This is a genomic window from Amycolatopsis sp. NPDC021455 (assembly GCF_040640995.1).
Lineage (GTDB): Bacteria > Actinomycetota > Actinomycetes > Mycobacteriales > Pseudonocardiaceae > Amycolatopsis.
In genome coordinates this window covers 27,453-40,729 of sequence record NZ_JBFACT010000023.1, presented here as the reverse complement: position 1 = coordinate 40,729, position 13,277 = coordinate 27,453, and the positions used below count along the sequence as shown (strand labels likewise).

General features: G+C 72.8%; 11 protein-coding genes. 6 read left to right on the top strand and 5 right to left on the bottom strand.

The window, feature by feature from the left end:
• The first annotated feature begins 39 nt into the window (after positions 1-39).
• From AB0G28_RS24780 to AB0G28_RS24770, 3 genes are all read left to right on the top strand, one after another.
• The gene (locus AB0G28_RS24780; protein WP_361093308.1) at positions 40-453 is read left to right on the top strand and encodes a DUF6010 family protein; all 414 of its coding nucleotides are present in this window, start codon (positions 40-42) and stop codon (positions 451-453) included.
• 1 nt (position 454) lies between these two features.
• Positions 455-655, top strand: coding sequence for a hypothetical protein (locus AB0G28_RS24775; RefSeq protein WP_361093305.1), 201 nt, complete (start codon positions 455-457; stop codon positions 653-655).
• A 70-nt stretch (positions 656-725) separates the two neighbouring features.
• Positions 726-2,222: a hypothetical protein gene (locus AB0G28_RS24770; protein WP_361093302.1), complete on the top strand. Its 1,497-nt coding sequence runs from the start codon at positions 726-728 to the stop codon at positions 2,220-2,222.
• On the opposite strand, the gene AB0G28_RS24765 is transcribed toward AB0G28_RS24770, so the two are convergent.
• Complete coding sequence (locus tag AB0G28_RS24765) at positions 2,215-3,423, bottom strand: MFS transporter (RefSeq protein WP_361093299.1); 1,209 nt, start codon at positions 3,421-3,423, stop codon at positions 2,215-2,217. The genes AB0G28_RS24770 and AB0G28_RS24765 overlap by 8 nt on opposite strands.
• A 65-nt stretch (positions 3,424-3,488) precedes the next feature.
• On the opposite strand from AB0G28_RS24765, the gene AB0G28_RS24760 reads away from it, so the two are divergent.
• Positions 3,489-4,517 carry a DUF5937 family protein gene (locus AB0G28_RS24760; protein ID WP_361093296.1) on the top strand — a complete coding sequence of 343 codons (1,029 nt, stop codon included), beginning with the start codon at positions 3,489-3,491 and terminating at the stop codon, positions 4,515-4,517.
• An 11-nt stretch (positions 4,518-4,528) separates the two neighbouring features.
• On the opposite strand, the gene AB0G28_RS24755 is transcribed toward AB0G28_RS24760, so the two are convergent.
• The 3 genes from AB0G28_RS24755 to AB0G28_RS24745 all read right to left on the bottom strand — a co-directional run bounded on the left by AB0G28_RS24755 (position 4,529) and on the right by AB0G28_RS24745 (position 7,641).
• The gene (locus tag AB0G28_RS24755) at positions 4,529-5,779 is read right to left on the bottom strand and encodes a hypothetical protein (protein ID WP_361093293.1); all 1,251 of its coding nucleotides are present in this window, start codon (positions 5,777-5,779) and stop codon (positions 4,529-4,531) included.
• A gap of 88 nt (positions 5,780-5,867) precedes the next feature.
• Positions 5,868-6,692, bottom strand: a complete 825-nt coding sequence (locus tag AB0G28_RS24750) for a hypothetical protein (protein WP_361093290.1) — start codon at positions 6,690-6,692, stop codon at positions 5,868-5,870.
• 88 nt (positions 6,693-6,780) lie between these two features.
• Positions 6,781-7,641: an NAD(P)H-binding protein gene (locus AB0G28_RS24745; protein ID WP_361093287.1), complete on the bottom strand. Its 861-nt coding sequence runs from the start codon at positions 7,639-7,641 to the stop codon at positions 6,781-6,783.
• Positions 7,642-7,841: 200 nt separating this feature from the next.
• Between AB0G28_RS24745 and AB0G28_RS24740 the strand changes: the two genes are divergently transcribed.
• A complete protein-coding gene (locus tag AB0G28_RS24740; protein ID WP_361093284.1) occupies positions 7,842-10,145 on the top strand; it encodes a PQQ-dependent sugar dehydrogenase in 2,304 nt (767 codons plus the stop codon).
• Between the two features lie 34 nt (positions 10,146-10,179).
• Here AB0G28_RS24740 and AB0G28_RS24735 read toward each other — a convergent pair whose 3' ends face one another.
• A complete protein-coding gene (locus AB0G28_RS24735; RefSeq protein ID WP_361093282.1) occupies positions 10,180-11,505 on the bottom strand; it encodes a sigma-70 family RNA polymerase sigma factor in 1,326 nt (441 codons plus the stop codon).
• Between the two features lie 328 nt (positions 11,506-11,833).
• Between AB0G28_RS24735 and AB0G28_RS24730 the strand changes: the two genes are divergently transcribed.
• The gene (locus AB0G28_RS24730) at positions 11,834-13,222 is read left to right on the top strand and encodes an alpha/beta hydrolase domain-containing protein (RefSeq protein WP_361093279.1); all 1,389 of its coding nucleotides are present in this window, start codon (positions 11,834-11,836) and stop codon (positions 13,220-13,222) included.
• The last annotated feature ends 55 nt before the right edge of the window (positions 13,223-13,277 follow it).

Here is a 13,277-nt window from a genome sequence, read left to right as displayed (position 1 = left end):
CACTGGCCGGTCCGCACCCGGCTTCCTAGCGTGAACGCCATGATCGAAGTGCTGGCGCCGATTCTGATCGGCGTGCTCTACGTCCTGCTGAACTCCCTGATCCGCGAGCCGCACCGGCGGAAGTTCAACGCCGTGATGGTGGGCGGCGCGGGCGCGGCCTACCTCTCCGGCGGCGCGCTCGGGCCGTGGGAGGTCGTGTTCTGCGCGGTGCTGGCCTACGTCGCGTTCCGCGGGCTCGACTCGTGGGCGTTCATCGGTGCCGGCTGGCTGCTGCACACCGCCTGGGACGTCGTCCACCACCTGAAGGGCCAGCCGATCCTGCCGTTCGCCCACGACTCGTCCTTCGGCTGCGCGATCTGCGACCCGGTCATCGCGATCTGGTGCTTCACCGGCGGCCGGTCCGTGTGGGCGTGGCGGCGGGTTGGCTCGCCGCGGCCGGGGGTACCCGGATGACATGAGCGCCGAGGTCGAACGCGCCGCGCACGCCTTCTGCCCCCGTTGTCACCCGGACCCGCGGCCCGGGGACGTGATCACGGCGCTGTGCGGCGCCCGCCACCCCTACTACGGCCGCCGCGACCGGCCGGTCAACACCTGCCCCGCCTGCGTGACGCTGGCTTCCGCCAACGTCTACGCCTGCGGGCACCCCGGCGCCTGACCACCCGCCCCGCGCAAGGATTCGGGTGTTCCGGAACCACCCGGCGAACCGACCACATAGGCTGATCGGCATGAAGAGGGTGGGGATCGCCACGGCGACCGCGGCGGTCGCCGCGCTCGCCGTGGCGCTGGTCCTCGGCTTGCTGGGCGGCACACCGACCGGCGCCGGGGACAACGGGGACGGCTACCGGTTGTTCTGCGGGCCCGGGCTCACCCCGGCGACGCCGAACCACAAGGCGAGCTGGCTGGGCGGCGTGGTCCTCGACTTCGGACGCGGCACGCCGTGCCCGGACCCGCAGCCGTCCAGCGCCGCCGTGCTCTTCGGGTCCGTCGCGAACGGGCACGGCTCGTTCAGCCTGGTCGAACTCGGCTGGCTCTACGTGCTGCTGGTCTTCCTGGTCACCCTGCTCGCGGCCTGGGCGGTGCAGGCCCGCGGGCCGCTGCGCCTGCTCTTCCTGCTGCCACCTTTGCTGCCCCTGCTCGAACCGGCTTTCGCGCGGCTGTTCGTTTCGACGTTCGCCGAGCCGGCCGGGCTGTTCGGCGCGTACACGCTGTTGTGCGGGCTCGCGGTCATCGCCGCGACGAAGGCCGAGGACGGCTTCGCACGGCTGTCGGCGCTGCTCCTCGTCGCCGTCGGCGGTGTCGTGGGCGGGCTGGCGAAGATCGGCTTCCTGCCGTTGTTCGTGCTGGCCGTGCTCGTCTGCGCGGTCACCGCCGCCCGGCCGGGCGGCGGGCGGTGGTGGTCCGGCCGGATCGTCGGACCGGCGATCGCCGTCTTGCTCGTGCTCGAGATCATCGCCCCGATCCGCGCGAACCTCGCGTGGCAGGACCGCAACTACGCCGACGTCAACGCGGTCAACGTCGTCTACACGTTTGTCCTGGCCGACCTGCCCGGTTCGGCGCGCCGGCTCGGCCTGCCCGAGGACGCGCAGCAGAGCGCGGGGCACGCGTACTACCCGGACGGCCCGGAGGCCCTCTCCGGTTCCGACGTCCTGCTGGAGGACCCGGGCACGGTCAAGCACAAGGCCTGGGACCTCCTGCTGGAGCACCCGGGCGTGCTGGCGGGCGCGATCGGGACCGGCCTGCAGGCGACGCTCGGGCGGAGCCTGCCGTACCTGCCGGACGAGCCGTGGACGGCGGCGAGCCGTCCCCCGGACAACTCGGCCCCGGTCAGCGGCGACATGGGCGGCGACTCGACCACGTTCCAGCAGTGGCTCGACGGCATGGGCATCCCGTGGTTGCCGGCGGTGCTCGTCCTGCTCAGCCTGGCCGCCGCGGTGGTGGCACTGCTGCGACGCCGCCGCTCGACGACCCGCTACGGCATCGTCGCCGGAGTGGCCGCGCTGGCCGCACTCGGCATCGCCGCGATGGCGGTGGTCGGCGACGGGTACTTCGAGATCGCCAAGCACGTGTGGCTGGCCGCGTACCTGCTCGACGTCGCGACCCTGGCGCTGGGCGTCATGGTGGCGCCGATCCTGCTGCGGCGGGGCCGCGAGCTGTGGAACCGCCGTCGCCGGCCCGCGGCCGGGCCGCCGGAGCCGGCCGAACCGGAGCCGGCGGTCAACTGAACCCGCGGTCGGTCCGCAACGCGCGGATCAGCACCGGCAGCGCCACCACCAGCGCAATCCCCCGCACGGCCGCGGCGACGAGGTACGGCGCCCGCAGCCCGAGCCCGTGCGCCACCAGCCCACCGGTCAGCGTGCCCACCGGGATCAGGCCCCAGCCGGCCAGCCGGTACGCGCTGGTGACCCGGCCGAGCAGCGCCGACGGCACGAACTCCTGGCGGAGACCGGCGGTCACGACGTTCCACAACGTCGTGACGAAGCCGTTCAGCGCGAGGAACGCGCCGAGCACCACGGCGCCGGAGCTCAGGCCGATCCCCGCGAACGCGCCCACGTTGACGGTCAGCGCCGTCAGGAGCGCCGGCAGGTTCCCGATCCGCCCCACGACGCGGGCGCTGACGAGACCCCCGAGCACACTGCCGAGCGCGGCCCCGGCGAGCAGCACGCCATAACCGCGCGCGTCCACGTGCAGGACCTCGGTCGCGAGCAGGACGAGCGTGACGTTGGCGAGCTGGCCGCCGAAGGTGTTGACCCCGAGCAGGAGCGCGACCGTGCGCAACAGCCGGTGCCGCGCGAGCCAGGCCACCCCTTCCCGGAGCCCGGCCCGCGGACGGACACCGCGGGCCCGCCGGGGCAACGTCGCCACCAGCGCGGCGGACACCGCGAACGAGACGGCGTCGAGCCCGAACGGGAGAGCCGCGGCCACGCCGAAAAGCAGGCTGCCGGCCGGTGGTCCCGCGAACTGCACGGTGAACGTGGTGATCGCCTGCTGACGGCCGTTGGCGCGCGGCAGCAACGGCTTCGCGACGAGGTCCGGCAGGATCGCCTGCGCCGCGGTGCCGAAGACGACGTCGCCGGCGCCGATCCCGAACGCCGTGACGACGAGCAGCGGAATACTCGCCCCGCCGCAGGCGACCAGGACGGCGGTCGTGCCGGCGAGCGCGGCCTGGACCGCCTGGGCCCGCCACATCAGGCCGGCCCGGTCGTACCGGTCGGCCAGCGAGCCGGCGGGCAGGGACAGCAGCAGCCACGGCAGGTACTCCGCGGTCGCGACCAGCGACACCAGCCGCGGGTCGCGGGTGACCGTGACGGTCAGCAGCGGCACCGCCGCGGTGAACGCCCCGGTGCCGAAGTGGTCGATGCCGGTCGCCCACCACAGCCGCAGGTATGCCTTGGCGAGCCGGGGTTTCCCGTCGGTCCGGGTCATTCCGCGATCTTCGGACCCGGCGCGACATCGGGACAGTTTTTAGCCCAGCGCTACATACTCGAGGGGTGACCCTGACGATCGAGCTCGGCGTGGCCGAGCTGGCGGCGACCCGGTTCGCGATCTCGCCGCTCTCGGAAACCGTCGCGTGCCTGCAGCAGCTGGCCGGCCGCGACCGGCAGGCGAGCACCCTGCCCTGGCTGCGCTGGGCGCAGGACGAACTCGCCCGCGCGCCGCTCGAACTGCCGTGGACCTGGCCGCTGCTCGTCAGCGACCGGCCCAACTGGCCCGAGTTCCTCGTGCCCGCCCCGCGGAACACCGGTCCGTCCATTGAGGACGATCTGGCCGCGCTGCTGCGGACCACCGCCCGGCAGGTCCGGGCCAGCCTGCACCGCGTGTTCGGCGACGGGGCACTTTCACGTGAAAGTGCCCCTCCTCGCCCCTCTGCACCGCATACCGACCGGCTTCCCGAGGCCGCCGCCGAGCTCGCCGAGCGGCCGGCGGCCGGGCTGCGGGCCATCGCGACCGAACTGCGGACGGCGCACGACCGGCTGGTCGCGCCGCACTGGCCGCGGATCCGGGCCGTGCTCGACGCCGACGTCGCACACCGGGCGCGGGTCCTCGCCGCGGGCGGCAGTGCGAAGCTGTTCGACGGCCTGCACCCGGACCTGCGCTGGCGCGACGGCCGGCTGCTGCTGGCCGGTGACGACTGCCGGGCCGTGAACCGGGGTCCCGGTGGCCTGGTCCTCATCCCCGTCGTGCTCGGTTCGCCGTACGTGATGATCAAGAAGAACACGTCCACGCAGACCACGGTCCGCTACCCGGCCCGCGGGCGCGGCGCGTTGTGGACGGCCGGGACCCGGCCGCCGCCCGGCGGCACGGTCCGGCTGCTCGGCCGGGCGCGGGCCGGGCTCCTCGAAGCCCTGCGCTCCCCCGCGACCACGACCGACCTGGCGCGGGCGCTCGGGGTCACGCCCAGCGCCGTCTCGCAGCACCTGCGGGTGCTGCACGAGAACGGGCTGGTGACGCGGGAACGCTCCGGGCGCCAGGTGATCTACCTGATCACGGCGCTCGGAGCGTCCCTGCTGTCTCGTTGAATCAGCCTGAATCAGCCCACCAGCGACGACAGCGGCACCGCGAACACCGCGCGGCCGCAGACCTGGCTCTTCGCCGTGCAGTCGGCCGTCGACCACTCCGACTGGGACCACACCAGGCCCGTCGACGAGTCGTAGGTCAACGCCTCCGGGTGGACCGCCCAGCAGGCCGTCGTCCCGGAATCGCACGTCGCCGAGGTGCTCTTCGCCGTCGTCTGGGTCCAGAGCTGGCCGTTGATCGTCGCCGAGCTGTGGGCGACGTACCACTTGCCGCCGTTGGACAGCACGCCCTGCATGTTGCCCACCGAGCTGCGCAGCGCCTCGGTCGCGGCCACCGTGCCGGACGACGAGGCCGCCAGCAGGTAGTCCTCGCCCATTGGGTAGCGGTAGAGGCGGCCGTGGAGGCTCTGGTCGGAGAAGTACTCGGTCGTCACCACGCTGGCCGGGCTCGTGCTGCGGTCCAGCGACATCGACGAGAAGCACGGCACGCCGGTGTCGGACGCCATGCTGCACGTGCCGCTCGCGTAGGTGTAGTAGCCGATCTGCATCATCGCGTACTTGTACGTGTAGGCGGCGTACCCGCCCGACGTCTTGCCGATCGCGTTCGACGTCGTGTCGGTCATCTGCAGGATGTGCTTGGTGCTGAACACCCGGATCGCGGTCGAGGTGCTGCCCTCGGCCGTCACGTAGATCTTGTCGCCGTACCAGGCCATCCCGCCCATGTGGGCCTGCGCGGCGGTGAAGCTGCTGCCGGTGCTGTTCGGCACGGCCAGGTAGAACATCCGGTACGACGGCGAGGCCGGGTTGTTGTAGTTGATCGCCTGGATCCGCGCGTCGTTGTACCGGCCGAGCGCGTCGGTGCCGTGCCAGCCGGACAGGATGATCTTGTCCGCGCCCCACATGCCGTCGTTGTCGGCGTCACCGGAGGTCGTGATGCCCTGCGGGCTCCACGTCGTCGTCCCGGCGCGGTCGGCGTCCCAGCACATCGACTTGGTGGCCACCGGCGCCTTGGGCAGCGAGGCCTTTTCCGCGCTGGTACAGCCGGTCATGTCGTAGCTGGGGTCGTTGACCACGGTGTTGAGGCTGACGTTCGGCAACGCGTTGTCCAGCGCGGTGAGCGCGGCGGCCGGCGTCGCGTGCCACACCAGGTTCTGCTTGGTCGTCGTCGTCAGCGGGTCGCTGTAAGCGGCGCTCGCCGTCCCCGGCAGCGCCAGCACGCCGGCCGCCATGGCCAGCGCGAGCACGATTGCTTTCCGAATTCGCATGGACGTCAGTACGCCAGGCCGGAATCCAAAATTCGTACACCGGCGGTTGTACGGCTTTGTACCGGCCCGGCGGACCGACGCGGGCGCTTCAGCCGACGACGTCGATTTCGAACGGCTCGGAGGCGCTGTACTCGAGATCGGCCCACACCGCGCCGGGCAGGGCGAACCGGCGGTGCGAGGTGAGCCGGTCGTCGTAGCCCGGCTCGGACTTGGGATTGTGGCCGATCCCGGTCCGGTCCGAGCCCCAGGCGAAGATGTTGCCGACCCACATCGGTTTCGAGACGCCGCTGCCGTCGATCCGCGGGCGGACGACGACGGCGGCTCCGCTGCTGCCGGACAGGTTGAGCCGGACCGTGTTCGAGCCCGCGTTGGGCGGGGTCACCGTGATGCGTTCCATGATCTCCACTCCGGGTTCGACGGACAGGGGTGCCGGTGGTGCGTCGTCGACGCCGGGCCAGTAGTCGGCGACGACGGAGATGTCGATGCCGGGCGGGACGTCGAGCAGGTACTGCGCGGCGATCGCGCCCGCCGGGATCTCGGGCTTCCCGGTGGCCGTGGCGATCCAGTACAGCGGCGGTTCGACCTGCTGGGCGGCGAACGCCGCCTTCACCTTCGGCCACGTCGAGCGGTTGCAGTAGACGCACGGGTGAGCGAACCCGGACCGGCGCCGCATTTCCGCCCACCCCGGTGCCTGCCCGGGTGCGGCGTCCCCGGGTTCCACGTCGAGGACGTGGCCGTCGTTCGTGGACGCCTTCTTGACGATCCGCACCTTGAGCGCGTCCGGGAAGAGCGCCCAGTCCGCGTCGGTCCACGGCGCGAGCCTGATCCGGTCGACGTACCCGGCCACCAGCACGGGCCGCCGCTCCTTCCTGAGGATGTTCCGCGCGTTGAGCGCGTCGTACATGATGCGCATGCGCTCCACCATCGCGGAGGCCGCGGCGGCGCCACCACGGCCTCACGGACGTCCCTTGGGGCGGACCGCCGGGCGAACGGCCACGGGCTCAGCCGGCCCGGACAGCCTCGGCCAAGATCGTCCGCAGCGGCGTGGCCGGCCGCCCCAGGAGGTTTTCCAGCTCCGGCCCGGTGGCGGCGAACTCGCCGCGGCGGGCGGCGTGGAACATGCCGAGTATCAGTTCCGCCTGCGCCTCGGGCACGCCGTGCCCGGTCAGGCCCGCCGCCCACTCGTCGTCGTCCGCGACGACGCGCCGGACGGGACGGCCGGTGAGTTCGGTGAGAATCCCCGCGACGTCCCGCAGGTCGAGTGCGACGGGAGCGGTCAGCGGTGGGGTCGGGCCTTCGTACCCGCCCTCGGCGAGGATGATCGCCGCCGCTTCGGCGAGGTCGGCGCGCGCCGTCCACGACACCGGCCCGTCGGCCGGCGCGATCAGCTCGCCGGTCCGCAGGGCCTCCCCCAGCAGCATGGGCACGGTACTGGCGTAGAAACCGTTGCGGAGCGCGGTGAACGGGACACCCGAAGCCGCGAGGTGGCGTTCGGTCGCGGCGTGGTCGGGCATCGGGGCGAACAGCGAGTCCGCGGACGCGGCCTGGTGACTGGTGTAGAGAACGCGCTTCGCCCCCGCCTCGCGGGCGGCGTCGACGGCCGCGACGTGGTAGGCGACGGCGGCCTCCCCGGTCTCATCGATCGAGACGACGAGGACCTGCGTCGCTCCTTCGAACGCGTCGGCGAGTGAATCGGGGTCGGCGAAGTCGCCGCGCCGCACGCGGACGCCGCTCTCGGCCAGGCCCGCCGCCCGGCCGGGCTCGCGAACGCTGACCCCGATCTGGTCCGCCGGCACCCGCTCCAGCAGCCGCTCGACGATCTGCGAGCCGAGCCCGCCGGTTCCCCCGGTGATGACGATCATGGTGCACCCTCTCGCTTGTTATCACTGATACCACCCACGTTAGCATCATCGATAACACGAGCGCGATACCGGTGGAACCACGTAAGGGATTGCGCGGTTCGGGGACATCTTTGGCGTCGCCGTAACAACTTTCGGACTTCCGGCGCCATAGGGGACGGCGTTCGCGCCGATCCGGTCCCCAGCGCATCAGGAGTTTCGTGATGGGTTTTCGCCGTTCCCCGCTCCCCCGAAGATCAAGACGCGCCCTCGCGGCCGCGGTGGTCGTGCCGCTCGCCGGCGCGCTCGCGGTGACCGTGGCCGCCGCGACGCCCGCGGCCGCCGTGCCCGCCGGGTTCACCGACACGGTCGCGATCGGGGGCCTGACCTCCCCGACCGCCGCCGCGTTCGCGCCCGACGGGCGGGTCTTCGTCGCCGAGAAGAGCGGACTGGTCAAGGTCTTCGACTCCCTCGCCGACCCGACCGCGACGGTGTTCGCCGACCTGCGCACGCCGACCCAGGACTTCTGGGACCGCGGCCTGCTCGGGCTCGCCGTCGACCCCGCCTTCCCCACCCGGCCGTACGTCTACGTCTCCTACACGCTCGACGCCCTGCCGGGCGGCACCGCGCCGCAGTGGGGCGACACTTGCCCGACCCCGCCGGGCGCGACCGACCAGGGCTGCGTCGTGACCGGCCGCGTCTCCCAGCTGACGATGGGCCCGGACGGGACGGCCGTCAGCGAGAAACCGCTGGTCACCGGCTGGTGCCAGCAGTACCCCAGTCACTCGATCGGCGCACTGGCCTTCGGCCCGGACGGCGCCCTCTACGCGGGCGGCGGCGACGGCGCCAGCTTCAACTTCGCCGACTACGGCCAGGTCGGGAACCCCTGCGCCGACCCGCCGTCGCCCGCCGGGACGAACCTCGCGCCGCCGTCGGCCGAAGGCGGCGCCCTGCGTTCGCAGTCCCCGCGCCGCCCGGCCGGGCAGCCGGTGCTGCTCAACGGCGCGCTGCTGCGCATCGACCCCGACACCGGCGCCGGCCTGCCCGGCAACCCCTTCGCGAGCAGTTCCGACGCCAACGCCCGCCGCGTCATCGCCTACGGGTCGCGCAACCAGTTCCGGTTCGGCTTCCGGCCGGGGACCGCCGAACTGTGGGCCGGTGACGTCGGCTGGAACACCTGGGAGGAGATCAACCGCGTCGCCGACGCCGGGGACGCGGTGGCCGAGAACTTCGGCTGGCCCTGCTTCGAGGGCAACGCCCGGCAGGCCGGCTACGACGGCGCGAACCTCGACGTCTGCGAATCCCTGTACACCGCCGGCGGGCAGACCGCGCCGTACTACACCTACAACCACAACGCCAAGGTCGTGGCCACCGACCCGTGTCCCACCGGGGGTTCCTCGATCAGCGGGATCGCGTTCGAGTCGGGCAGCACCTACCCCGCCGAATACGCCGGCGCGCTGTTCTTCGCCGACTCCTCCCGCGGCTGCATCTGGGCGATGCAGACGGTCGGCGGCCAGCCCAGCCCGAGCCGCCTGGTCCCGTTCGTGACCGGCGTCAGCACGCCCGTCCAGGTGCTGACCGGCCCCGGCGGCGACCTCTTCTACGTCGCGCTCGGCAGCGGCGAGCTGCACCGCGTGAGCTACCCGGGCAGCGCCAACCGGCCGCCGGTGGCGGTGGCCACGGCGACCCCGTCGAGCGGGCCCGCGCCGCTGACCGTCCAGTTCGACGGCACCGGCTCGACCGACCCGGACGCGGGCGACGTGCTGTCGTACGCGTGGGACCTCGACGCGGACGGCGCGTACGACGATTCCACGGCCGCGCGGCCGACCTGGACGTACACGACCGCGGCGGCGGTCGACGCCGGGCTGCGGGTGACGGACTCCCACGGCGCGACGGGGACCACGACGGTCCGCGTCACCGTCGGGAACCCGGCCGGGCTCGACCCGGTGCCGGTCATCGACACCCCGAGCCCCGCGCTGACCTGGTCGGTGGGCCAGACCGTGCCGTTCTCCGGCCGCGCGATCGACGCCCAGGACGGCGCCCTGCCGCCGTCGGCGCTGTCCTGGCGGCTCGCCATCCGGCACTGCGCGGCCAACGGCACCTGCCACACCCACAACGTCCAGGACTTCCCCGGCGTCGCCGCGGGCTCGTTCGTCGCGCCGGACCACGAGTACCCGTCGTACCTGCAGCTGACGCTGACGGCGACGGACTCGTCCGGCCGCACCGGGACGAAGACGATCGACCTCCAGCCGAAGACGGTGACGCTGAGCTTCACGTCCAACCCGAGCCAGGCGATGCTCACCGTCGGCGGGACCCAGCAGCGCACGCCGTTCTCCCGGACGGTGATCGCCGGGTCGACGAACTCGATCAGCGCGGACAGCCCGCAGAACCTGCCGCCGCTCAACCTCAAGTACGCCTTCTCCAGCTGGGCGCACGGCGGGCCGCGGGCGCAGAACATCGTCGCACCCTCGACGTCGGCGACCTACCAGGCGAACTACCGGCTCTGCTGGCTGCTGAACCCCTGCTGAGCGGGACGACCCGGCGTCGCGGGGCGCCGCCGGGTCATTCCCCGGGGTTCTTCGTCTTCTCGGCCTTCTTCGACTCTTTCGAGGATTCCTTCGCTGCCTTCGACGACTCCTTGGCCGCCTTCTTGGACTCCTTGGCCGCCGGGTCGTTTCCGATGCCGTTGTTGCCGTTGCCGTTCCCGTTCCCGTTGCCGTTGTTGCCGGCCGCACCCGTGCTTCCCGGGTTCGTGGCACCGGACGACTCCCCGGCGGGCTGTGCGCCGGTCGTTTCCACGCCCGGAGCCGCGGGATCGGTCGTGACCTGCGCGCCCGGCGTCGGCTGGACGCCACCCGGCGGGTCGCCGGCCCGGGAACCGGCCTGCGGCCCGGTCCGCACGGGCTGGGTCGTCGTGCCCTCGTCGGAGAGCGGCGGCGGCGCGTCGGAGGGGCTGCTCGCACCGATCGTCACCGTCGTGACCAGTACCGCGCCCGCTGCGGCCACCTTCGCCGCCGTCGCCCACGACAGGGCCGACGTGCCCGCGCCGGTGGCGCCGGCCGCGGCGCCGGACGAGGCGAGCGAACCGGTCGTGGACAGCCACTGCGAGACGATCGGGACACCGAGGATGAGCGGGGCGATCCCGGCGGGCAGTTCCTCGTTGAGCTGCCGGAGACCGGCGGCCAGCTCCCGGCAGTCCGCGCAGCGGTCGAGGTGGGTCGTGATGCGGTGCGCTTTCTGGTCGCCGATGCCGTCGCGCACCCACTTGGCCAGCTGGCCGGAGACGGCCTGGCAGGCCCGCCGCTTCACGGCGGGGACGTGCTGGTCCAGGTAGGCCTGGCGCAGGCCCTCGCGGGCGCGGTAGGCCAGCGCGGCGACGCCGTTCGGGGTCATCCCGAGGTCCTGGGCGATCCGCGCGGGCGTGTCGCCGTCGATCTCGGTGCGCCACAGCACCGTCCGCCACCGCTCGGGCAGGCTCGCGAACGCGTCCACGGCGACGGTGGCGTGCAGGCGGCTGCCGACCGGCTCGTCGCTGCCTTCGCCCGGCAGGACGTCCGGCACTTCGGCGACCAGGGAGACCGCCGAGTCGCGCCGCCGCCAGCTGATCATCGTGTTCCGGATGGTCGTCAGCAGATAGGGCCGGAAATCCTCGTCGGGGCCTTCGCCGGCACGCAAAATCCGTAGGACGCGCGTGAATCCTTCGGCGATCAGGTCTTCCCGTTCCGCCGCGTCGGCCGCGATCGCGGCCGCCACCCGCCGGGCGGCGACGAGGTGCCGGTCGTAGAGCTCGCCGTACGCCGCGATGTCCCCGCCGCGTACCGCTTCGATCAGGACCGCGTCGCTCGGGCCGTCCGCCGTCCCGGCCACCGCCGGCGCCACCTCGGTCACCACACCCCCTCGTCGTGCGCGTGCACGTGCAGAACGTCCCGCGATAGTCGCGCAACGAGTGACACCCGCGCAAGGTTGCGTCGCCGAAAGGGCTTCCCCGGGTTTTCTCCGGTCACGAGCGCCGGGTGCGTGGACTTGTCACTTCCCTGAGCGTTGCCCGGTGGGTTCTCCCCCTGACCCGCGATCGTCGTTGCCCAGCTCCTATACCGGCGAGTAAAGAAAAGGGCGGTCGCCGGCCGGTCCGGCGACCGCATCCGATGTCCGATGTGGACGGTGCGGAGACCTGGAGCCGCTCGCGCGCACCGCCCGCCACCAGGAGGGTTTTCCCATGCGCAGAGCCCTGCTCGTCCTGCTGACCGTGCTCCTGCCCGCACTCGTGATCCCCGGAGTCGCCGCGGCCGCCGGCGACCCGACCGTCACGGCGGTGCCCGCCGGCGCGGGGAGGGGGTGGCCGGTCAGCGGCGCCCAAGGCGTCCTCGACCTCGCCTCCCGCGGGTACGTCGAAGAGGAATACCTGCTCTCCGGCCACGCCGACACGTTCGCCCAGGTGGGCCTGTGGACCGACGACGGCCGCTGGGCCACGCGCGTCGACACCACCGGCAATCCCTACACCACCCGGATGGTCGTGGTGCGGCCGCGCGACGCCGCCCGGTTCACCGGCACGGTCGTCGTCGAATGGCTCAACGTCAGTTTCGGCGTCGACATCCCGGTCGACTTCTCGCAGTCCTACGAGCACTTCATCCGCGAGGGCTACGCCTACGTCGGCGTGACGACCCAGAAAGCCGGTGCGGACAAGCTCAAAAGCCTCGACCCCGCGCGGTACGGCGCGGTGAACCTCAGCGGTGACGCGCTTTCCTACGACATCTTCGCCCAGGCCGCGCAGGCGGTCCGGGCGAACCCGCGGCTGCTGGGCGGCCGGAGCCCGGCCGTCGTGCTGGGCACCGGGCACTCGCAGTCGGCCCTGCGGCTGACCACCTACGCGAACGCCGTCCAGCCGGTGCGCCGCGGCTACGACGGCTTCATGATCCACGGCCGCGCCGCGCTCGCCGCCCCGATCGGCGACGGCGTGATCGGGGCGCTGTCGGCCCGCATCCGCACCGACCTCGGCGTCCCGGTATTCGTCCTGCAGTCGGAGACCGACGTCATCGCGTCGGCCTCGGTCCGGCAGGACACCCCGCTCGTGCGCACCTGGGAGGTCGCCGGCACGGCCCACGCCGACCAGTACGGCCTGAACCTGTACAACGCGGCCAACGCCCGCGACCGGTCGATCAACGACGGCGCCCCGACCACCTGCGACAAACCGGTCAACAGCATGACGTTCCGGTACGCGGAGAACACGGCGTTCCGCTACCTGGACCGCTGGGCACGCGGCGGCGCGGCCCCGCCCACGGCGACGCCGATCTCGATGCTGCTCAACCTCATCATCCTGCGCGACGGCGACCAGAACGCCCTCGGCGGCGTCCGGCTGCCCGACCTCGACGTCCCGGTCGCGTCGTACGCACCGAACAACAGCGGCGGCAACGTGGCGGGCGCGTGCCTGCTGCTGGGCACGACGACGCCGTTGACGCCGGAGCGGATCCGGCAGCTGTACCCGGACCACGCCACGTACGTCGCGAAGTTCACCGCGGCGGCGGACCGCGCGGTGCGGGCGGGCTACCTGCTGCAACCGGACCGCGACGAGGCGGTGGCCCGGGCCCAGGCGGCGCCGGTGCCGTAACGCCGACCGTCCACAAGGGAATCCGTGCTCGGAGTGCGTGGCCGACCGCCGCTGC

Coding starts and splice junctions, on each gene's coding strand:
- AB0G28_RS24780 (WP_361093308.1), top strand. CDS start 40: ATGATCGAAGTGCTGGCGCCGATTCTGATCGGCGTGCTCTACGTCCTG.
- AB0G28_RS24775 (WP_361093305.1), top strand. CDS start 455: ATGAGCGCCGAGGTCGAACGCGCCGCGCACGCCTTCTGCCCCCGTTGT.
- AB0G28_RS24740 (WP_361093284.1), top strand. CDS start 7,842: ATGGGTTTTCGCCGTTCCCCGCTCCCCCGAAGATCAAGACGCGCCCTC.
- AB0G28_RS24755 (WP_361093293.1), bottom strand. CDS start 5,779: ATGCGAATTCGGAAAGCAATCGTGCTCGCGCTGGCCATGGCGGCCGGC.
- AB0G28_RS24765 (WP_361093299.1), bottom strand. CDS start 3,423: ATGACCCGGACCGACGGGAAACCCCGGCTCGCCAAGGCATACCTGCGG.
- AB0G28_RS24750 (WP_361093290.1), bottom strand. CDS start 6,692: ATGCGCATCATGTACGACGCGCTCAACGCGCGGAACATCCTCAGGAAG.
- AB0G28_RS24730 (WP_361093279.1), top strand. CDS start 11,834: ATGCGCAGAGCCCTGCTCGTCCTGCTGACCGTGCTCCTGCCCGCACTC.
- AB0G28_RS24770 (WP_361093302.1), top strand. CDS start 726: ATGAAGAGGGTGGGGATCGCCACGGCGACCGCGGCGGTCGCCGCGCTC.
- AB0G28_RS24745 (WP_361093287.1), bottom strand. CDS start 7,641: ATGATCGTCATCACCGGGGGAACCGGCGGGCTCGGCTCGCAGATCGTC.